At 67.0% G+C, this 19,638-nt stretch carries 17 protein-coding genes; 14 read left to right on the top strand and 3 right to left on the bottom strand.

Annotated features, from left to right (window positions below):
* Nucleotide 1: 1 nt before the first annotated feature.
* The 11 genes from M5D76_RS07885 to M5D76_RS07835 all read left to right on the top strand — a co-directional run bounded on the left by M5D76_RS07885 (nucleotide 2) and on the right by M5D76_RS07835 (nucleotide 10,537).
* Complete coding sequence (locus M5D76_RS07885; protein WP_248922836.1) at nucleotides 2–568, top strand: type II secretion system protein; 567 nt, start codon at nucleotides 2–4, stop codon at nucleotides 566–568.
* Between the two features lie 38 nt (nucleotides 569–606).
* Nucleotides 607–2,307, top strand: a complete 1,701-nt coding sequence (locus M5D76_RS07880) for a GspE/PulE family protein (protein ID WP_248922835.1) — start codon at nucleotides 607–609, stop codon at nucleotides 2,305–2,307.
* 9 nt (nucleotides 2,308–2,316) lie between these two features.
* Nucleotides 2,317–3,363, top strand: a complete 1,047-nt coding sequence (locus M5D76_RS07875) for a type IV pilus twitching motility protein PilT (RefSeq protein WP_248922834.1) — start codon at nucleotides 2,317–2,319, stop codon at nucleotides 3,361–3,363.
* A 44-nt stretch (nucleotides 3,364–3,407) separates the two neighbouring features.
* Nucleotides 3,408–4,625: a type II secretion system F family protein gene (locus M5D76_RS07870; protein ID WP_248922833.1), complete on the top strand. Its 1,218-nt coding sequence runs from the start codon at nucleotides 3,408–3,410 to the stop codon at nucleotides 4,623–4,625.
* Nucleotides 4,626–4,780: 155 nt separating this feature from the next.
* On the top strand, nucleotides 4,781–5,218 hold the full coding sequence (locus tag M5D76_RS07865; RefSeq protein WP_248922832.1) for a prepilin-type N-terminal cleavage/methylation domain-containing protein: 438 nt from the start codon (nucleotides 4,781–4,783) through the stop codon (nucleotides 5,216–5,218).
* Between the two features lie 206 nt (nucleotides 5,219–5,424).
* The gene (gene pilM / locus M5D76_RS07860) at nucleotides 5,425–6,444 is read left to right on the top strand and encodes a pilus assembly protein PilM (RefSeq protein WP_248922831.1); all 1,020 of its coding nucleotides are present in this window, start codon (nucleotides 5,425–5,427) and stop codon (nucleotides 6,442–6,444) included.
* Nucleotides 6,434–7,072 carry a hypothetical protein gene (locus M5D76_RS07855; RefSeq protein WP_248922830.1) on the top strand — a complete coding sequence of 213 codons (639 nt, stop codon included), beginning with the start codon at nucleotides 6,434–6,436 and terminating at the stop codon, nucleotides 7,070–7,072. Before pilM ends, M5D76_RS07855 begins: the two co-directional genes overlap by 11 nt.
* 2 nt (nucleotides 7,073–7,074) lie before the next feature.
* A complete protein-coding gene (locus M5D76_RS07850; RefSeq protein ID WP_248922829.1) occupies nucleotides 7,075–7,770 on the top strand; it encodes a hypothetical protein in 696 nt (231 codons plus the stop codon).
* A 6-nt stretch (nucleotides 7,771–7,776) separates the two neighbouring features.
* Nucleotides 7,777–8,661: a prepilin peptidase gene (locus tag M5D76_RS07845; RefSeq protein ID WP_248923073.1), complete on the top strand. Its 885-nt coding sequence runs from the start codon at nucleotides 7,777–7,779 to the stop codon at nucleotides 8,659–8,661.
* A 126-nt stretch (nucleotides 8,662–8,787) separates the two neighbouring features.
* Nucleotides 8,788–9,891: a coiled-coil domain-containing protein gene (locus M5D76_RS07840; protein WP_248922828.1), complete on the top strand. Its 1,104-nt coding sequence runs from the start codon at nucleotides 8,788–8,790 to the stop codon at nucleotides 9,889–9,891.
* Nucleotides 9,892–9,970: 79 nt separating this feature from the next.
* Nucleotides 9,971–10,537, top strand: a complete 567-nt coding sequence (locus M5D76_RS07835) for a cysteine hydrolase family protein (RefSeq protein ID WP_248922827.1) — start codon at nucleotides 9,971–9,973, stop codon at nucleotides 10,535–10,537.
* A gap of 23 nt (nucleotides 10,538–10,560) precedes the next feature.
* Here the strand turns inward: M5D76_RS07835 and trhA are convergent, their stop codons facing one another.
* Nucleotides 10,561–11,217, bottom strand: a complete 657-nt coding sequence (gene trhA / locus M5D76_RS07830) for a PAQR family membrane homeostasis protein TrhA (protein WP_248922826.1) — start codon at nucleotides 11,215–11,217, stop codon at nucleotides 10,561–10,563.
* 184 nt (nucleotides 11,218–11,401) lie between these two features.
* The gene (locus M5D76_RS07825; protein WP_248922825.1) at nucleotides 11,402–12,994 is read right to left on the bottom strand and encodes a C69 family dipeptidase; all 1,593 of its coding nucleotides are present in this window, start codon (nucleotides 12,992–12,994) and stop codon (nucleotides 11,402–11,404) included.
* Between the two features lie 173 nt (nucleotides 12,995–13,167).
* Between M5D76_RS07825 and M5D76_RS07820 the strand changes: the two genes are divergently transcribed.
* The gene (locus M5D76_RS07820) at nucleotides 13,168–13,671 is read left to right on the top strand and encodes a hypothetical protein (RefSeq protein WP_248922824.1); all 504 of its coding nucleotides are present in this window, start codon (nucleotides 13,168–13,170) and stop codon (nucleotides 13,669–13,671) included.
* Nucleotides 13,672–13,763: 92 nt separating this feature from the next.
* Here the strand turns inward: M5D76_RS07820 and M5D76_RS07815 are convergent, their stop codons facing one another.
* Entirely contained in the window at nucleotides 13,764–15,323 is a 1,560-nt protein-coding gene (locus M5D76_RS07815; protein ID WP_248922823.1) for an L-lactate permease, read from the bottom strand.
* A gap of 185 nt (nucleotides 15,324–15,508) precedes the next feature.
* Here M5D76_RS07815 and M5D76_RS07810 point away from each other — a divergent pair, with 185 nt between their 5' ends.
* Entirely contained in the window at nucleotides 15,509–18,904 is a 3,396-nt protein-coding gene (locus tag M5D76_RS07810) for an ABC transporter ATP-binding protein/permease (RefSeq protein WP_248922822.1), read from the top strand.
* Nucleotides 18,905–19,021: 117 nt separating this feature from the next.
* On the top strand, nucleotides 19,022–19,621 hold the full coding sequence (locus M5D76_RS07805) for a DJ-1 family glyoxalase III (RefSeq protein ID WP_248922821.1): 600 nt from the start codon (nucleotides 19,022–19,024) through the stop codon (nucleotides 19,619–19,621).
* The last annotated feature ends 17 nt before the right edge of the window (nucleotides 19,622–19,638 follow it).

Below are 19,638 nucleotides of genomic sequence, written 5' to 3'. Positions count from 1 at the left end.
CATGCTGCGACCCCGCCTCAACCTCGCCACGACCCCGCCCCGCGCCCGCCGAGCCCGCGCCGGCTTCACCCTCGTCGAGATGCTTGCGGCCCTCATGGTGCTCGGCCTGCTCACGGCCCTCGTGGCAACCGGCGTCGCGCGCGCCAACGACATCTACCGCGCCGAGCAGTTCGCCTCGCAGGCGCAGGTGCTCTCCGACTCCATCTACAACGCGATCTCCACGCCCGTCCGCTTCATGCGCACGGATGCCGACGGGAACTACGTCGTCTCGCTCAACGGCGAGAAGATCAGGGTCTCGGCAGGTATCGACGGCCGGCTGCTCGCCTCGCGCGACGGCAGGCTCTACTTCGTCGGCGCGAGCTCCGAGGGCGGGTCGGTCGAGCGGCAGGTGCTGATCGACTCGGCCTACGGCACGTGCGACGTCTCGCTCGAGGAGCTCGGCCTCTCCGACGATGACGTCAAGGTCAAGATCTCCGTCACCGACGCGAGCGCGCCCGAGCGCTCTCGCGAGTACGAGTACCACCTCGACCCGCTCGGGGCCGACTACACCGCAGGGGCCGTCGCCTAGCCGCGCCGGGCGACCGAAGACGAAAAGGGAGTTGCGACATGAAGTTCACGCGCCTCGGAGACCTCCTCATCGATGCCGGCGTCATCACCGACGACGAGCTGAAGCAGGGCCTCGCCAAGCAGAGCGAGTCGCACGAGCGCCTGGGCGAGGCACTCGTCTCGTCGGGCATCATCACCGAGCGCCAGCTCCTCGACGCCCTCCAGATCCAGCTCGGCGTCGACTACGTCGACCTCGGCGAGGCCGAGATCGACCCCGAGATGACCAAGATCATCCCGCGCGGCATCGCCAAGAAGTACTCGGTCGTGCCCCTGCGCACCGTCGGAGACGAGCTCTACCTCGTCATGGCCGACCCCCTCAACTTCATGGCGATGGAGGAGGCCCGCACGGTCTCGCGCATGCACGTCGTGCCCATGATCTCGACGCGCGCCGGCATCGACCATGCCATCTCGCAGCTCTACGGCACCGAGGGCGCCAAGCGCGCGATCCTCGAGATGCAGCAGGAGACCGACCAGGGCGAGTCCGGCGGCACCTACAACATAGGCCTCCGCACGAGCGAGATCGAGAACGAGGGCGCCGCCCCGTCGGTGCGCCTCGTCGACAACATCATCGAGCGCGGCATCTCCGAGCGCGCGAGCGACATCCACATCGAGCCGCAGGAGGACGAGGTCCGCGTCCGCATGCGCGTCGACGGGATCCTGCGCGAGGAGTTCAAGATCCCCAAGGAGCTGCAGCAGTCCCTCACGAGCCGCATCAAGGTCATGAGCGGCATGGACGTCACCCAACGCCGCATCCCCCAGGACGGCCGCGCCATCGTCCGCCTTCGCTCCAAGGAGGCCGACCTTCGCGTCTCGACCCTTCCCACCGTGCACGGCGAGAAGATCGTCATCCGCATCCTCGACCGCGACAATAGGCTCGACACGGCCGAGGACCTCGGGTTCTTCGGGCACAACCTCGAGATGTACGAGCAGCTTGCAAAGAGCCACCAGGGCGTGATCCTGCTCGTCGGCCCCACGGGCTCGGGCAAGTCGTCGACCCTCTTCACGATCATCGACCGCCTCAACACCGAGGAGGTCAACATCGTGACGCTCGAGGACCCGGTCGAGTACAACATCGCGGGCGTCACGCAGGTCCAGGTCAACGAGAGGACCGGCACCACCTTCGCGAGCGGCCTGCGGTCGGTCCTGCGCCAGGACCCCGACATCGTGTCGGTCGGCGAGATCCGCGACTTCGAGACCGCCGACATCGCCATGCGCGCCGCCATGACCGGCCACCTCGTCCTCTCGACGCTGCACGCCAACGACGCGCTCTCGACGATCGACCGCCTGAGCGACATGGGCGTCGAGCGCTACCTCCAGGCCACGGCCCTGCGCGGCATCGTGAGCCAGAGGCTCGTCCGCCGCATCTGCCCGCACTGCGCTGAGCCCTACGCCCCCGACGAGTCCGAGCTTGACGCGCTCGGCGTCGACGCCACGGCGCGCGCCAAGGGCATACAGTTCTTCCGCGGGCGGGGCTGCCCCGAGTGCTTCGGCACGGGCTACAGCGGACGCACCGTCGTCGCCGAGGTGCTCGTGGTCGACGAGAAGGTCCGCGCCGCGATCCACGGCGGCGACCGCGACGAGGTGCGCGCCGCGGCCGTGGCCGCCGGCTTCGAGCCCATCGACGTCAATGCGCGTGACCTCGTCCTCAAGGGCATAACCACGGCCGACGAGGTGCTCCGCGCCGTCTACAGCGTAGGGTAGGGGATGACCATGAACCTGGAAGACATCGTCGGGCTGGCCCGAGAGGCCGCCGCCTCCGACGTCCACGTCTCGCCGAACGACACGCTGCGCCTGCGCGTCCACGGCGCGCTTCGGTCCGCAGGCGGCGAGCCCCTCTCGCCCGCGCTATGCGAGCAACTCGCCCGCGAGTCGGTCGGCGACGGCTTCTCGCGGCTCGAGTCGGTCGGCGAGTACGACACCGCCAAGACCATCTGCGGCGTGCGCTGCCGCCTCAACGTCTACCGCGTGAGCGGGGGATACGCCATCTCGATCCGCCTGCTTGCCACGGGCATCCCCAAGCTCTCCGAGCTCGGCCTCCCTCCCGTGGTGGGCGAGTTCGTCTCGTACCAGAAGGGGCTCGTGCTCGTCACCGGCGAGACGGGCTCGGGCAAGTCGACCACGCTCGCCGCGATCATGGGCGAGATCAACCGCACGCGCCCCGACCACATCATCACGCTCGAGGACCCCATCGAGTACGTCTACGAGTCCGAGCTCGCCCTCGTCAACCAGCGCGAGGTCGGCCGCCACACCGAGAGCTTCGCCGCGGGCCTGCGCGCGATCCTGCGCGAGGACCCCGACGTCATCCTCGTCGGAGAGATGCGCGACCTCGAGACCATCGAGTGCGCCCTCACCGCGGCCGAGACCGGGCACCTCGTGTTCGGCACCCTGCACACGCAGTCTGCCGCCGACTCAATCGACCGCCTCGTCGACGTCTTCCCCGAGGCGCGCCAGGCCCAGATCCGCATGCAGCTCTCGATGACGCTGCGCGCGGTCGTGGCCCAGCAGCTCCTCCCCAACGCCTCGGGGGAGGGCCGCTCGCTCGCGTGCGAGGTCATGGTCGTCAACTCCGCCATCCGCAACCTCATCCGCGAGGGCAAGACGCCCCAGATCGCGAACGCCATCTCGACCTCTGCCCAGATCGGCAGCGTCACCATGGACGCGAGCCTCATGCGCCTCGCGAACGCCCGCGCCATCACGCGCGAGGTCGCCCTCGAGGCCGCCCACGACCGCGACTACCTGGCCCGCCAGATCCGCTGACGCACGCGCTCACGTCCCGGACCCCGACCCAGAAAGGCTTGACCGTGAAGACCTTCAAGTACACGGCGCGACACATCGACACCGACGACGTCATCGAGGGCGTCGTCCAGGCGAACACGCGCGACGAGGCCATCGCCCAGATCCGCGACGGCTCGCAGGTCATCTCGAGCCTCGAGGAGGTCTCGGCTTCGACCGACGTCACGCTCGGCTCGCGCCGCGTCAAGCAGAAGTCGCTCGCCATCATGTGCAACCAGTTCGCGATCGTGCTGCGCTCGGGCCTTCCCATCGTGCGCGCCATCGAGCTCGTGGCAGAGCAGACCGACGATAAGAGCCTACGCCGCGTGCTCGACGGCGTCGCCCAGGATGTCGCCTCCGGCCTCTCCCTGGGTGACTCCTTCGAGCGCAACGGGCCGAACCTGCCGGTCACCTTCGTCCAGACGGTCCGCGCCGGCGAGGCCTCCGGAGGCCTCGACATCGTCTTCGAGCGCCTGGCGGCCTACTACCGGAAGACCGCCGAGTCCCAGGGCAAGGTCCGCAGCGCCATGATCTACCCTGCGTTCGTCCTCGGGGTGGCGGCCGTGGTCATCGTGCTGATCATGGTGCTCGCCGTCCCCACGTTCAAGAGCACCTTCGAGTCGATGGGCGCCGAGCTCCCCATCCCCACCAGGCTCCTGATCGGCTTCTCCGACTTCATGACCCACAACTTCTTCGTGCTGCTCATCGTCGTCATCGCCCTCGTCGTCGGCTTCAGGCTCCTCCTCCACTACAACGAGGACTTCCACCTCGCCGCCTCGCGCCTTGCGACGCGCATCCCCGTCATCGGCAAGATCATCGTCATGAACGCCTCCGGCCAGTACGCGAGCACGATGTCCATCATGATGGCGGCGGGCCTCCCCGTCGTCGAGGCCGTCGACGTCGCGGCGAAGACGATCTCCAACTTCTACATGTCCCGCTCGCTGGAGGGCATCGAGGCCGAGGTCGAGAGCGGCAGGACGCTCTCCGCCTCCATCGAGAAGACCGGCGCGTTCCCGCACCTCGTGAGCGAGATGACCGGGGTGGGCGAGGAGACCGGCACGCTCGAGAGCACCCTCAAGGTCATCTCCGAGTACTACGACAACGAGGTCGAGACCCTCACGGCACGCGCCCTGAGCCTCCTCGAGCCCGCGATGATCATCATTCTTGCAATCATCGTCGGCGTGATCCTGCTCGCGGTGTATCTCCCGATGTTCAGCATCTACGGCAACTTCAACGCTGGCGCCTAGTATTGCGCCGTCCACCCGCTCGCGGACCCGTGAGCGGCGTCAGCGCAGGCAGGCGCGTTGCCATACGTTACCATGTGGGTTGCGTAACCGTAAGGGCAGCCCCTGCGGCACACACGCCGCGAGGTGCCTCGGCCAAACTATTGGGGAGGGTTTCTATGACCAATTCGATTCTCGCTAAGAAGAGGGAGCTCGAGGCTCGCGGCTACAAGGGATTCACCCTTATGGAGATGCTGATTGTCGTCGCCATCATCGCCATCCTGGTGGCCATCGCGATCCCCGTCTTCACCAGCCAGCTCAACAGGGCCAAGGTCGAGGCTGACGTCGCCAACATCCGCAGCGGCTACGCCGTCGTCGCCGTCGAGGTGATGACCGACACCACGATTGACAGCACCAAGACCACCACCTTCGGCCTCAACGCCGACGGCTCCGTCGCCAAGAACGCCACGGGCAACTTCCAGACCCAGGGCGCGCCTGACCAGGACCAGACCATTTCCGGCCAGTCGGTCACGAAGTGGACGGCCAACACGCCGATCAACTACGAGTACACGGACGGCAACATCAAGATCGTGGCGGGTGCCAAGAGCGGCTCCTAGTCCAATCATTCGCATCGCGTCGGGGCTCCCGCGTGCAGGCATCCGTTTGACACGGGCCTCCGCGGGAGTCCTTTTCTAGCGCGATGTCCCGTCGCGCCGTATCCCGTCGGCAGACGGCTCAGTGCGCCAGACCTGCGCAAAAGCCGTACAATTGCTGTGTATGGCGCACGCTCACCATCGCATCCAAGACCCGGACGGAGGCGAGAATGGCCCAGAATCTCGTCGGAATAGACGTCGGCAGGGACAACGTCAAGATCTGCTGCCGCGAACATGGAACGCGCTTCATCGTGCGCCGCCTGCCCGAGAACATCATGGGCAAGGACGGCCTCGTCTCCCCGCGCGTCATGGTCGAGTTCCTCAAGAGGCTCCGCGCTGAGGAGCACATCCACACGCGTGACGCCTCGATCGTGCTGACCGAGAAGAGCACGTTCTTCCGACACGTCACGCTTCCCGCCATGACCGTCTCGGAGCTCAAGGTCAACCTTCCGTTCGAGTTCCACGACTTCATCAGCGAGAACCCCGACGGCTACGTCTTCGACTACGCCGTCGACGAGATGGTGCTCAACGACGCGGGCGAGCCCGAGCGCATGGAGCTCTTCGCGGCGGCAACGCGCAAGGAGTCGCTGCAGCGCTACGACGAGGCGCTCAGGCGCGCAGGCTTCAGGGTCAAGGTCGCCGTGCCCGCCCCCATGGCCACGATGTTCCTCTTCAGGGACGGACACGAGGGGGAGGCGCGCGCCACGGGCGACGGCTCGGTCGTGATCGACATCGGCTACAAGAACATGGTCGTCTCGCTCTATGACGGCGACCGCTACCGGGGCTCTCGTCGCGTCGAGTCGGGCTGCTACGACGTCGACCTCGCCATCGCCGAGCTCAAGGGCGTCGACCCGCACGTCGCCGGGTCCTACCGCGACAAGGACTTCGACGAGGTCCTCGAGAGCCGGGAGTGCATGGCTGTCTTCGAGCGCCTCCTCTTCGAGGTGAGCAAGGTCGTCAACTTCTACACCTTCAGCCACCCCGAGACCACGATCAACAACATCTACCTTGCCGGCGGCGGCGCCTGCATCGATGCGCTCGTTTCGCTCATCGCGTCGGACTTCGACACGCCCGTCTGGCTGGTGAACTCCCTCATGTCCGACGACGCCCGCTCGAGTCGCGAGGCCGTCGTGTGCTCGCTTGCCTATGCGGGCCTGATTGCGGGGGAGGCGAACCTCAATGGCGATTGACCTCAAGAGGGAGGTCAGCTTCGACCTCAAGAAGAAGCGCGACGACCCCGAGAAGGCATACCCCACCAAGCGGTCCATGAACCTGTACCGCATCGAGCATCCCGAGGTGGACAAGAGGAAGGTGGGCGCCCTGGTCGCCGTCCTGGTGGTGGCACTTGGCCTGTTCGTGCGCTTTGGCGTCGCAGGCCCGCTCATGGAGATCCGCGACAAGGAGGCCGAGCTCGCACGCGTGCAGGGCGAGCTCGCACCCATCACCGAGCGCGCGGCCGAGTACGAGCGCGTGCGCGCGGAGTACGAGAAGTACTCGCTGGTCTCCGGCACGTCGGGCGTCGACGCCTCGTCCGTGCTTGACATGATCGAGTCCCAGGTCATGCCCAGCGCCACCGTGAGCCAGGTCACGCTCGAGGACACGAAGCTCACGCTGACGCTCTCGAACGTGTCGCTCGACACCGTGGGCGTCATCGCGAACAACGTCTCGGCGCAGCCGAACGTGAGCGACGTGGCCGTCTCGACGGCGCAGACCGCCTCTGACGACGGCTCGTCGCAGGTGGTCGCCACGATCACCGTGACGCTGACGGGGTCTAACGCGAGCGCGGGCACGAATTCGAGCGCGAAGGGAGGCGCGTAGGCATGATGGGCTACACGTTCTCGAGGCGCGAGAAGGCTCTTCTCGTCGTGCTCGCCCTGCTGGCGGTCGCCGGCATCTGGTACCAGTTCGTGTTCGTGGGGACGCAGGACACCATCAGCCGCCTCAACACGCAGATCGCAGACGTGCAGGACCAGAAGGCGACCGACGCGGCGCGGGTCATGCAGACCAGGCGGATGAGCGAGGAGATCGAGCGCTGCAAGGCCGCGGGCATCGCGCCGGCGGAGATTCCCTCCTACGACAACGTGCAGGCGCTCATGGCGCGCCTCAACGGGACGCTCGCGCCCACCACGGGCTACAACCTCAAGTTCGAGGACGTGGCCGCCGGTAGCGCCGGAATCGTCACGCGCGGGGTCGAACTGTCGTATGGGTGCGGCTCCTACCAGGAGGCGCGCGTGATCCTGAACTCGCTGACGCGCGGGGGATTCCCGTGCTCGATCGACGACTTCACGCTGACCGACAACGGGGCCAAGGTCTCGGCGTCGACGGCGACGCGCAACGTGGGCAGCGGGTCCGCCAACGCCGCGCCGTACTCGGTGTCGGCGCACCTCACGTTCTACGAGAAGGGCACGCTGCCTGATTCGGGGAGCGGCTCTGGCAGCTCGTCGTCGACGAGCTCGGCGACCGGCCTCGCCGAGGGCATGGGTATGGTGTCGCCTAACTCGACCACGAAGTCGTAGGTGCGCATGGTCGCCGACCTTGCACAGCTTCCGCAGCCCGCCATCCTGAGCACGCTTGTCCTGGCGTTCGTGCTCGGGCTCTTCATGGGGAGCTTCCTGAACTGCCTCGCGTGGCGGATCACGCACGGCGAGAGCGTGCTGAGGGGTAGAAGCCACTGCGCGTCGTGCGGGCACGTGCTGGAGGTGCGCGACCTCGTGCCCGTCTTGAGCTGGCTGCTCCTGGGTGGCAGGTGCCGCTTCTGCGGCGAGCGCATCTCGGCGCGCTACCCGATCGCGGAGCTCGCCTGCGGCGTCGCGTTCGCGAGCATCGTGGTGCGATACGGCCTCACGATCGAGTGCGTCGAGATGCTTGCGTTTGCAAGCATCCTGCTCGTGCTGTCGCTTACCGACATCGACCAGTGCATCATCCCGAACGGCTGCATCATCGCGGCCGTCGTCGTGCGCCTCGGCTACATCGCGCTGGCAGGCTGGCTGGGGCTCCTTCCCGAGGGGCAGTCGGCGGTCGACCTCATGCTCTTCTCGGCGGCGTCTGCCGCGGGGGTCGGCGTGGTGCTCGTGCTGCTGGCGGTCGTGATGGACCGCGTGCTGGGGCGCGAGAGCATCGGCGGGGGAGACGTGAAGCTGCTCGCCGTCGCGGCGTTCTACTTTGGCTGGCAGCAGACGATCCTGCTGCTCATCGTCGCGTGCGTGCTGGGCATCGCGTTCGGGCTCGCGTTTGCGGCGGGCGCGGGGTCGGCCGGCGAGGCGGAGGGTGAGGGTGGCGCGGACGGCGAGGCGGGGGCCACGGGGCTGCCCGCGTTTCCCTGGGGGCCGTCGATCGCGTTCGCGTGCTGGCTGTGCATGCTCTTCGGCCAGCAGGTCATGAGCTGGTACCTCGGGCTCTTCCTGTAGGCCTTCGCCCTGGGAGGCTCGTCCGCTGGACCGTCTGGGGCGTCTCTGTCGTTTGGGAGGGCACCGCCGCGTAGTATCATCGTGTGAATTCACGACCGAAACGCAGCAGCGGGACAAGGGGACGCCTTGGAACACAGAGACATCACGAGACGAGACCTGCTGAAGGTCCTCATGGGCGCCGGCGCCGCGCTCGCCGTGCCGACGAGCGCCCTTGCCGTGACGCAGGAGGACGTCAAGGCGACCGAGGGCAGCCTCGCGGCGGCCCAGGCGCAGCTTGACGCCGTGCAGGCACAGCTCAACGCCATCGCCGCCGACTACGAGAAGCTCTCCGGCGAGCAGTCGAAGACGGCCGCCCAGATCGAGGAGACCCAGGGGCGCATCAAGGAGACCCAGGCAAGGCTCGACGAGAAGAAGCGGGTCCTCTCCAAGCGCATCGCGAGCGCCTACAAGTCGGGCAGCAGCGACCTGCTGAACGTCATGATGGCCTCGACGTCGTTCGAGGAGCTGGCGTCGAACATCTACTACCTCGACAAGATCAGCGAGAACGACCGGCAGATCATCGACTCGGTCAAGGACATCAAGAGCGGGCTCGAGCAGGAGAAGGCCGACCTCGAGAGGCTCAACGAGACGCAGAAGCGCCAGCTCTCGGAGATGCAGGCGAAGCAGGCCGAGGCCCAGAAGGCGATCGAGGGGCTGAGCCAGGACGTCAAGAACCTCATGGCGCAGCGCGACGCCGAGCTCGAGGCCATGGCCGCCGAGCGCGCCGCCCAGGAGGCGGCAGCGGCCGCCGCGGCGCGCGCGGGCTATCGCGTGGTCGACGTCACCGGCGAGTTGATCGAGTCGGGCGCGACCGGCTCGCAGCAGGCGGTCGTCGCCGCGTGCTACGCCACCCCGTCGCCGGGCTCGGGCCTTTGCGCGATGTGGGTCTCGCAGGTGTTCGCCAACGCCGGCTACGGCTACGCGTACGGCAACGCCAACGACATGTGCAACGCCTACTGCTACAGCTCCGACAAGGGCGAGCTCAAGCCCGGCATGATCATCGCCGTGTCGACCCACGCCGGGACGACTGCTGGGCGCATCTACGGGCACATCGGCATCTACGTGGGCGGCGGCATGGTCATGCACAACGTCGGCTACATCGAGACGATGCCGCTCGACACGTGGATCTCGGCCTACGGGACCACGGTCACGCCCCGCTGGGGCTGGCTGATGGGAATCGCCCTCGACTAGGGGGCAGGCTCTTCTCGCCCGCGCGGGGCCGTGCGGGCACAACGCATGCGAACGCCACGCTACACACCCTGGAGGCAACATGGCCATCGACAAGGACAGGTGCGCCCTTCTCGTCATCGACGTGCTCAACGCGGAGGGGGACGATGCGCTGTACGCGCCCACGGGCGCCGAGCGGGAGATGAACGAGCGCTGCGTGGAGGTCACGCGCGCGGCGCGTGCGGCCGGCCTTCCCGTCTTCTTCTGCTGCGACCAGCACATTCCCGGCGTCGACCGCGAGCTCGACCTGTGGGGAGAGCACGGCATCGCCGGGCGCGCGAGGCCGATCGCGGAGCTCGAGGCCGGCTCGGGGGAGCGCGACTTCATCGTGGAGAAGCGCCGCTACAGCTCCTTCTTCGGCACCGACCTCGACCTGACCCTGCGCGAGCTGGGCGTTGAGACGGTCATCGCCGTGGGGTGCGACACCAACATCTGCGTGCTGCACACGCTGGCCGACGCGTACTACCTGGGCTACTCCTCCGTCGTGGTCGAGGACGCGACGCGCACGTTCCTGTGTGGGACGCAGGAGGGGGCCATCGAGCACTTCGAGAAGTGCTTCGGCTCGCGCATCGTCTCGTGCGAGGAGATCGTGGCGGAGCTCGCGCGGTAGAGAGGGCGTGCGGGTGCGCGGCGCTAGACGATGAAGAGCAGCGCCGAGAGCGTGATGCAGGTCGCGCCCGCGAGCACGAACATGTGCCACACGAAGTGCAGGTACGGAACCTTCTTCGCGAGGTAGAAGCCGCAGCCGAGGGTGTAGCAGAGGCCGCCCGCGAGCAGCAGGCCGAAGGCCGCCGGGGGCAGGAGCTCGACGATGTCGGCCATGTGGAAGGCGACCATCCAGCCGAGGGCGAGGTAGATGAGCACCGAGAGCCACTTGGGCTGGCGCTCGCGCAGGAAGCACTCGGCCACGATGCCGACGATGGCGATGGCCCAGACGATGACGGCGAGGCGCAGGCCGCCGCGACCGTCGAGCGTGACGAGGGCGAAGGGCGCGTAGCTGCCTGCGATCACGAGGTAGATGGCGCAGTGGTCGAAGATGCGGAAGACGCGCTTTGCGCCGGGGTGCTGGATGGCGTGGTAGAGCGTCGAGAAGAGGAACTCCAGAAGCAGCGTGATGCCCATCATGAGGGCGGCCGCGAGTCGCGCCCCGCCGCCGTGGATGCAGGAGAACACGATGAGGAGCACCAGCGCGGCGATGGCGAGAAGTGCCCCGACGCCGTGCGAGACGGAGTTGGCGATCTCCTCGCCGATGGAGTACTGACGGACTTCCTTGGTGCTGCTGCCCTGCATGTGACCCTCTCTCCCGTTCTCGTGCGGCCTAAGGTGGCTCGGCTCCATTGTGGCGCCTGGGCCGACCACGGGATAAAACTGTACGCCTTTCGAAACGAGCGCGCAGCGCCCGCGTGACGAGACGGCCCGACCGAATGGGTTCCGGCCGGGCCGTCAGGAGGCGTGATGTGTCGCGTGCGCCGGACTAGCCGTCGCTTCGGGCGAAGGCGTTCTTCATGCCGAGGCTCGAGGTGAGAAGGACGTTGTTGAGCAGCTCGTCGGTCTTCTCGCGAAGCATCTGGCAGATCTCGTCGTTGGCCGCCTCGAGGGTCTCGTGCGCGGGGGCGTCCGACTCGGAGAGGGCCTTGTCGGCCTTGGCGACGAGGTTGTGGCCGCGGCCGCCGACGGCCTCCTGGTAGCGCTCGATGTGCGGCGCGCAGGCGTTGAAGTGCGGGTCGGCAAGGGCCGCCGCGATGCGGTTAGCCCAGTAGAAGCTCTCCGTGGTGACCGTGGCGGTCGTGTTGGCGAGGTACTCGGGGACGCGCTCGACGTTGGCGAAGAGGGGGACCAGCGCGTTGAACGCGTTGGAGCCGAAGGCCATCCACTGGACCGCGCGGCTCGCCTCGGGGGCGTAGGGGCGCAGCTGGATGACGGCGAGCTGGCCGTTGCGGTTGATGCCGATGGGGCGGTAGCTGCCGCGCGTGGCGGGCGTGCCGGCAGCCCCGTAGGGGTCGTAGGGCGTGCCCTGGTAGTGCAGGGAGAGGGCGTACTTCACGTCCTCGACGGTGACCTTGCGCTCGGGCGTGAGGCACCAGGGGATGTCGTCGTCCTCGGGGCGCCAGGCGCTGTTGGGGTCCTCGAGCTGGGCGTCCTGCGTGACCCAGCCGAGGTGCGGGCTGAGGAAGCGGTGGATCGACCAGGCGCGCGGGGTGTTGTAGACGTGGTCGGCGTCGCTGTGGCTGCCGAAGGCGTCGCGCGGGTTGAAGACGCGGTGCACGCTCGTGCCCGCGACCACGGCGTCCTCGTCGGCCGCGTCGGCGAAGAGCATGCCGTCCTCGTCAACGTGGTAGTCGAGGGTGAGGTCGAGGTGGTTGGCGTCCATCCACTCGGCGAGGTCTGCCGAGCAGAGGAAGTCGCGGCCCTCGCCGAGGGCGTCGTCGAGGTCGAAGGCGTCGATGCCGAGCTGGTTGGGCATCACGACGTAGCAGTCGTCGGGCACGCGGGCGGCGATCCAGTGGTGGCCGCCGACGGTCTCGAGCCACCAGATCTCGTCGGTGTCGGAGAAGGCGATGCCGTTCATCTCGTAGGTGCCGTACTTCTCGAGGTAGGAGCCGAGGAGAAGGACGCCCTCGCGGGCGGAGGAGATGTAGGGGAGGACGAGGGTGACCATGTCCTCCTCACCGATGCCGCCGGGGACCTCGGCAACGTAGCCCTCCTCGCCGGGCTTGCCCTTGGCGGGCTGGAGCTCGACCAGGGGGTCGGCGCCGAGGACGCGCTCGTTGGTGGTCAGCGTCTCGGTCGCGCTCATGGCGACGTTCTTCTCGTTGACGCCGGCCTCGGCCCAGATGCCGTCCTTGGGGATCGCATCGGGAACCGAGGTGTAGCGCATGGCCTTCTCGGGGAGGTCGATCTCGACGTGGCTCAGGACGGAGCGGTAGTGGCGGGGCTGGTCGGCGGGGTGGATCACCTGGAGCTTCTTGGGAGTGAAGACGCCGCCGGGGGAGTCCTCGTTGCGGGCGATGATGGTCGACCCGTCGTAGCTTGCCTTCTTGCCGACGAGCAGCGTTGTGCAGGGCATGGCGTCTCCTTGTCTAGGTCGTGGGTTCGCTGGGCGGGCGCGCGTGCGCCCGTGGGCCATCGCGCAGGTGCGATGCGATACCCTATGGTAGCGAAGCGCGCGGGCTCTTTTGCGCCGCTCGCACAAGGTGCGCGGGACGCACACGCCAGGTCCCGCCCGGCGAAGGAGGTCGCATGTCCACAGCTTCGAGCAGCCTCTCCACGCGCGCGGTCGCGCTTGCGCGCCCGCTTTGCGCCTCGCTTGCGGCGCTGGGGCTCGCCCTGTGCCTCGGGGCCTGCGGAGGTCCGCAGCAGCAGGCGAGCACCGAGCCTCAGACGGAGGTCGTCGACCTCCCGCCCGCCGCCAAGGCCGGCACCGTGACCGTCGAGCAGAACGGCCTCGTGCTCACGGCGAAGCTCCTCTCGGCGCAGCCGGCGGACGGCCAGGACTTCACCTTCGACTACCAGTTCACGATCAGGAACGACGGGGACGACCTCCAGGAGTGGTCGTTCGACATCCCGTTTACGAAGCCCGTCACGTTCCTGAGCGGCGAGAACGCCGACTACGTAGCGAACGGCAACGTGCTCACGGTCCGGGGCCGCGCCTACAACTCGCTTCTGCCCAACGGATCGGAGTTCAAGGGCATGACGTTCAAGGTGAGGGCCGACGGGAACGCCGTCATCGCTCCGCACGCGTAGGGGGCAAGGCCCAGGCTCTTCTCGGTGGTAATGAGAAACGCTCCCGTCCGAGGTTCGGGCGGGAGCGTCGTATTCTTGATGCGTTGCGTGCGCTAGGCGATGTGGATGCCGAGCAGGACGCCGGCGTAGATGAAGATCGCCATGACGACGAGGTAGCCGAAGGCGTACTTGGAGATCTTGCCGAGGACCTCGCCGTCCTTCCCGACGAGGCCGCAGGTGGCCGTGCCGATGGCGATGGACTGCGGCGCGATCATCTTGCCCGCGGAGACGCCGAGGGAGTTGGCGGAGGCGAGCCACAGGGGGTCGGCGCCGATGGCCTGGGCGGCCTGGACCTGGACGGAGCCGAAGAGGACCTCGCTGGAGGTGCCGGAGCCCGTGACGAAGGTGCCGAGCCCGCCGAGGACGGGGGAGACGAGCGGGTAGAAGCTGCCGAAGGTGCCGACGAAGAATGCGGCGACGCTCGCGATCATGCCGGAGTAGCCCATGACCTTGGCGCAGGCGAGGATGGCGAGCATCGTGACGATGGTCTTGCTCATCTGCTTGACGGTCGCGAGCAGGACGTCGAGCATCTCGCGGACGGAGCAGCCCTGGATGAGGCCGCCAATGATGCCGCAGATCATGATGAGCACGCCCGGGGTGTTGACCCAGGAGAAGGTCAGCTTTGCGTTCGGGTCGCCGGCGTAGATGTTGACCGTGGTCTTGATCTGGGAGAGGGGCTCGTGGATGGCGGGCACGAGCGCGCTCGTCAGGACGAGGACGACGAAGATCAGGATGAAGGGGCACCAGGCGCGAAGCGCGTCGGCTGCGGTGAGGGGCTCGGAGTCGGTGGCGTCTGCGACCTCGAGGCGGTACTCCTCGGGCACCTCGGCCTTGGACTTGAGCGCGAAGAGGAAGGTCACGACGAGGGTGCAGACGGCGCCCACGACGACGGGGAGGTCGGCGCCGATGAAGCGGGCGGCCACGATCTCGGGCACGGCGAAGGCGAGGCCCGAGGCGAGCGTGATGGGCACGACGCCCTTGAGGGCCTTGGGGCCGCCGCCGACGAGCATGACCATGAGGAACGGGGTGGCGACCACGAAGGGCGCGACCTGGAGCGACTGGCAGAAGGCGAGCGAGGTCGGGTCGAGGCCGGAGATGCTCGCGAGGGTGGTGGTGGGGATGCCGATCGAGCCGAACATGGTGGGCACGCCGTTGGCGAGCAGGCAGGCGAGGATGCCGGTCATCGGGTTGAAGCCGAGTGCCATGAGCATGCTCGCCGGGATGGCGACCGCGGTGCCGAAGCCGGCCATGCCCTCGAGGAAGCCGCCGAAGCACCAGCCGATGAGGAGGACGAGGACGCGCTTGTCGGAGGAGACCGACGTGAGCATGCCCTTGATCTTCTCCATCGCGCCCGTGTGGACCGTGAGGTTATAGGTGAAGACGGCGGCGATGATGACGATGACGATGGGCCAGATGGCCATGGCCATGCCCTCGGCGACGGCGGTCGCGGCGTTCACGAGGGGCATCTTCCAGACGGCGATGGCGAGGACGATGGCGACGACGGCCGCTCCAATGCTGGCCTTGTAGGCCTCCATCTTGAGTCCGCATAGGGCTATGACGAGCCATATGACGGGTAGCAGACCGAGTATGAACATGAGGAACAATTCTGCCATCGTTGGCACTCCTTAGGTGAGTGGTTAGCGTTGCCTAGAAGTATGAATCAACGTGATGGCGCATTCTGATACTCGACCAGAAAAGAATAAAGTGTGTAGGCTGCCGTCTACGTGCGGCGTCTAGGCAGGCACACCCGATTCTGGGTATGTTTATCTAAATTGACCTTTCGACGCGGGGAGCCAACATGCTTCAACTAGAGCACATCCGCAAGGCCTATACGACCGACTCCTTCACGCAGGTCGCACTCGACGACGTGTCGCTGGCGTTTCGCGACAACGAGTTCGTGGCGATACTCGGCCCCTCCGGCTCTGGCAAGACGACGCTGCTGAACATCCTCGGCGGCCTCGACCACGCCGACTCGGGCGACATCGTGATCAACGACATCTCGACCAGGGACTACGGCGACAAGGACTGGGACACCTACCGCAACCACCGCGTGGGCTTCATCTTCCAGAGCTACAACCTCATCCCGCACCAGACGGTGCTCTCCAACGTCGAGCTCGCGCTCACGCTCGCGGGCGTGGGCCGGGCGGAGCGAAAGGAGAGGGCGCTCGCGGCCCTCGACGAGGTCGGCCTCTCCGAGCACGCGCACAAGCGCCCCGCGCAGCTCTCGGGCGGCCAGATGCAGCGCGTCGCCATCGCGCGCGCCCTGGTAAACAACCCTGACATCGTGCTCGCAGACGAGCCGACCGGCGCGCTCGACACCGACACCGGCGTGCAGGTCATGGAGATACTCAAGGGCGTGGCGCGCGATCGCCTCGTCGTCATGGTCACGCACAACCCCGACCTCGCCAAGGAGTATGCGACGCGCATCGTCTCGGTCAAGGATGGCGCCATCGTCGGCGACACCGACCCCGTGGAGGTCGTCGGGCTCGAGCCTGAGGATCCGACCGTCGTCGCTGCGCTTGGCCCCCGCCGCCCCGGCGCCCCCGAGCCGCCCGAGGAGGCGGCGCGTGCAGCCCGAGCCGCGGTGCGCTCGAGGCGCAGGACCCGCGACCGCTCGTCCGGCGAGGGTCGCCATGCCTCGATGAGCTTCCTCACGGCGCTCTCGCTCTCGTTCAACAACCTCATGACGAAGAAGGGCCGCACCTTCATGACGGCCTTCGCCGGATCGATTGGCATCATCGGCATCGCCGCGATCCTCTCGCTCTCCAATGGCGTCAACAACTACATCGCGAAGACCGAGGAGGACGCGCTCTCGAGCTACCCGCTCACGATCACCAAGAGCAGCTTCGACATGACGCAGTTCTTAGGCTACGGCATGGGCGCCGACGCAGTCTCTGGCCAGAGCGAGGGTGGCGGGCAAGAGAAGAAGGACGTCATTCCCCAGATGTCGATCATGACCGACATGTTCGCCCAGGTGAAGAACAACGACCTCAAGTCGTTCAAGTCGATGCTCGAGTCCGACTCCCTCGGGATCTCCCCCTACATCAACACGGTCCAGTACTCCTATGGCATCACGCCGCAGGTGTATTCCACCGACACCTCGAACGCAGTCACGAGGCTCAATCCCTCCAAGATGTCCCAGACGCTCTCGAACGGCATCTCGGGCTCGTCGCTCACTGGCGGCGGGGGCGGCCTCACCTCGTTCTCCGAGCTGGTCGACGACAAGCGGCTTCTCGAGAGCCAGATGCAGCTCGTGAAGGGGTCTTGGCCCGAGGCAACCGACGAGTGCGTGGTCGTGCTCAACCGCAGGGGCGGCCTCGCCGACTACACCCTCTATGCGCTCGGCTTCTACGACACCTCGGTCATGGACAAGATGGTGACCGACGCCCTCTCGGGCAAGGAGGTCAGCTCGCCTGACGCCAAGCGAGACTTCACGTTTGACGACGCGCTCGGCATGACCTTCTCGGTCGTGCCCTCTTGCAACCTCTTCCAGAAGAACGACGAGACGGGCACCTGGACCGACATGTCCAAGGACGACGAGTACATGAGGACGCAGATCGCCGACGGCATCCACCTCAAGGTCGTCGGCATCATCAGGCCCGTCGAAGGCGCCTCGACGGCCCTCGTGCGCGAGGGCATCGCCTACACCCCCAAGCTCACCGACGAGCTCATGCGGCGCGCGAGCGACTCGCAGATCGCCAAGGAGCAGCTCGCAAACAGGGACGTCGACGTCTTCACGGGCAAGACCTTCGACGAGCTCAAGGAGAGCAACGGCTCCTCCTTTGACCTCTCGAGCGTGTTCTCCGTCGACGAGCAGGCCCTTGCGAACGCCTTCTCCTTCGACTCCTCCGCACTCTCCTCCGCCGACTTGGGCGCCGGCGACCTCGGCGGGCTCGACCTCGGCCTCTCTGGGTTCGACGCGAGCTCGATCAACTTCGACGCGAGCGCGATGTCCTCCGTGTTCAACGAGGAGACGATGACCAAGATCATGGCGGGCGCCCCGGCCATGTCCCTCGAGGACCTAGGCATCGGCGACACCATCTCGAACCTGCCGCCGGAGCAGCAGGCCGCGATCAACGACTCCGTACGCAAGCTCATGGCGAGCTACAGCGCCTGGGCCATGACGCATCCCACCGAGGCCGCGGCAGACGACGCGTTCCAGACGTTTATGGCCACCGACGAGGGCAAGGCGGTCTCGGCCGAGGTCAGCAAGAACCTCGGGGGCACTGCCCAGGAGGTCGTCCAGGCCGCCATGACCAAGTACATGACCGAGCAGTTCGCACCGTACTTCTCGCAGCAGATGACCCAGCTGATGGGCCAGGCCGGGCAGGTCATGGCGACCCAGCTCGCACAGCAGCTCCAGCAGCAGATGGCAGCTGCCACCGGCTCGCTCGGCTCGTCCTTCTCGCTGGACGCCGCCGCCGGCCTCTCCAGCCAGATGGAGGCGCTGTCGTCGGCCATGTCGAGCGGATTTGCCTTCGACGCAAGTGCGTTCGCCAACGCGATCCACTTCAACATGAGCCAGGAGGACCTTACGTCGCTTCTGACCAACTACATGAACGGCGCCGAGCTGACCTATGACTCCAACCTGACCAAGATCGGCTACGCGTCGAAGGACAGCCCCGAGTCCATCAGCATCTACCCGAAGGACTTCGCAGCGAAGCAGTCGGTCCTCGACGCCATCGACCGCTACAACGACGAGCAGACCGCGCAGGGCAAGAACGACGCGACCATCCAGTACTCCGACATCGCCGGCACGCTCATGAGCTCGGTGACCGACATCGTCAACATGGTCTCGCTCGTGCTCATCGCGTTCGTCTCGATCTCGCTGGTCGTCAGCTCGATCATGATCGGCATCATCACCTACATCTCGGTGCTCGAGCGCAAGAAGGAGATCGGCATCCTGCGCGCGATGGGTGCCTCGAAGCTCAACGTCGCCAACGTCTTCAACGCCGAGACCGTGATCGAGGGCTTCATCGCGGGCGTCTTCGCGATCCTCGTGGTCGTGCTCCTCTCGATCCCCATCAACGCGGTCGTCCTCAGCACGCAGAACGTCGCCGACATCATGATCCTGCCGATAGGGAGCGCCGTCGCGCTGATCGGCGTGAGCGTGCTCCTCACCTTCCTGGGAGGCCTCATGCCCTCCACGAGGGCGAGCAAGAACGACCCGGTCGAGGCCCTGCGCAGCGAGTAGGGGAGAGACTGTGTCGTGACATGGTGGTTCGAGGGCGCGGCGGGCGATTTCGTCCGCCGCGTCCACTATGCTTGATGAAACACACGACAGGCGGGCGTCCGCCGGCAAGGAGGAGTCATGGCTGACAAGCACGATGGGGTTCGCGTCGCGGCGTTCTTCGCCGAGGGTCTCGAGGAGTGCGAGGCGCTCGTGCCCGTCGACGTCCTCTTCAGGGCGAACATCGCCTGCGACAAGGTCTCGATCAGCGACAACCTCGCGGTCACGTCGAGCCACGGCGTCACCGTGGTGTGCGACCGCACGATCTTCGACGACGACTTCTCGTTCGACGACTACGACATGCTGTTCCTTCCCGGCGGCATGCCCGGCACGAAGAACCTGCACGCCTGCGAGCCGCTCTGCGACGCCGTGGGCCGCTTCGTGCGCGAGGGCCGCGATGTCGCCGCCATCTGCGCGGCGCCGTCGATCCTGGCGGAGCTGGGCCTGCTCGAGGGCAGGCGGGCCACGAGCAACCCCGGCTTCACGCACGTCCTCTCCGAGCACGGCGCCACGCTCTGCTCGGACCCCGTCGTAGTGGACGGCAACGTCATGACGAGCCAGGGGCTTGGCACGGCCCTCGAGCTCGGCCTCTCGATGATCCGCCGCTTCCAGGGGCAGGAGGCGACCGAGGCCATCAAGGGCAAGGTCGTCTACATCGAGCGCGGCGAGGCGAGGGCCTAGCGGCGCATGGCGGACGC

The organism is Olsenella intestinalis (assembly GCF_023276655.1).
GTDB classification, from domain to species: domain Bacteria; phylum Actinomycetota; class Coriobacteriia; order Coriobacteriales; family Atopobiaceae; genus Olsenella_J; species Olsenella_J intestinalis.
Note: the sequence above shows the minus strand (reverse complement) of the source record. Positions and strands in the feature narration are given on the sequence as shown.

Bases quoted from the DNA above. Each gene is read 5' to 3' on its own strand.
- M5D76_RS07885 (WP_248922836.1), top strand. From the start codon at position 2: ATGCTGCGACCCCGCCTCAACCTCGCCACGACCCCGCCCCGCGCCCGC.
- M5D76_RS07880 (WP_248922835.1), top strand. From the start codon at position 607: ATGAAGTTCACGCGCCTCGGAGACCTCCTCATCGATGCCGGCGTCATC.
- M5D76_RS07875 (WP_248922834.1), top strand. From the start codon at position 2,317: ATGAACCTGGAAGACATCGTCGGGCTGGCCCGAGAGGCCGCCGCCTCC.
- M5D76_RS07865 (WP_248922832.1), top strand. From the start codon at position 4,781: ATGACCAATTCGATTCTCGCTAAGAAGAGGGAGCTCGAGGCTCGCGGC.
- pilM (WP_248922831.1), top strand. From the start codon at position 5,425: ATGGCCCAGAATCTCGTCGGAATAGACGTCGGCAGGGACAACGTCAAG.
- M5D76_RS07855 (WP_248922830.1), top strand. From the start codon at position 6,434: ATGGCGATTGACCTCAAGAGGGAGGTCAGCTTCGACCTCAAGAAGAAG.
- M5D76_RS07850 (WP_248922829.1), top strand. From the start codon at position 7,075: ATGATGGGCTACACGTTCTCGAGGCGCGAGAAGGCTCTTCTCGTCGTG.
- M5D76_RS07845 (WP_248923073.1), top strand. From the start codon at position 7,777: ATGGTCGCCGACCTTGCACAGCTTCCGCAGCCCGCCATCCTGAGCACG.
- M5D76_RS07835 (WP_248922827.1), top strand. From the start codon at position 9,971: ATGGCCATCGACAAGGACAGGTGCGCCCTTCTCGTCATCGACGTGCTC.
- trhA (WP_248922826.1), bottom strand. From the start codon at position 11,217: ATGCAGGGCAGCAGCACCAAGGAAGTCCGTCAGTACTCCATCGGCGAG.
- M5D76_RS07825 (WP_248922825.1), bottom strand. From the start codon at position 12,994: ATGCCCTGCACAACGCTGCTCGTCGGCAAGAAGGCAAGCTACGACGGG.
- M5D76_RS07820 (WP_248922824.1), top strand. From the start codon at position 13,168: ATGTCCACAGCTTCGAGCAGCCTCTCCACGCGCGCGGTCGCGCTTGCG.
- M5D76_RS07815 (WP_248922823.1), bottom strand. From the start codon at position 15,323: ATGGCAGAATTGTTCCTCATGTTCATACTCGGTCTGCTACCCGTCATA.
- M5D76_RS07810 (WP_248922822.1), top strand. From the start codon at position 15,509: ATGCTTCAACTAGAGCACATCCGCAAGGCCTATACGACCGACTCCTTC.
- M5D76_RS07805 (WP_248922821.1), top strand. From the start codon at position 19,022: ATGGCTGACAAGCACGATGGGGTTCGCGTCGCGGCGTTCTTCGCCGAG.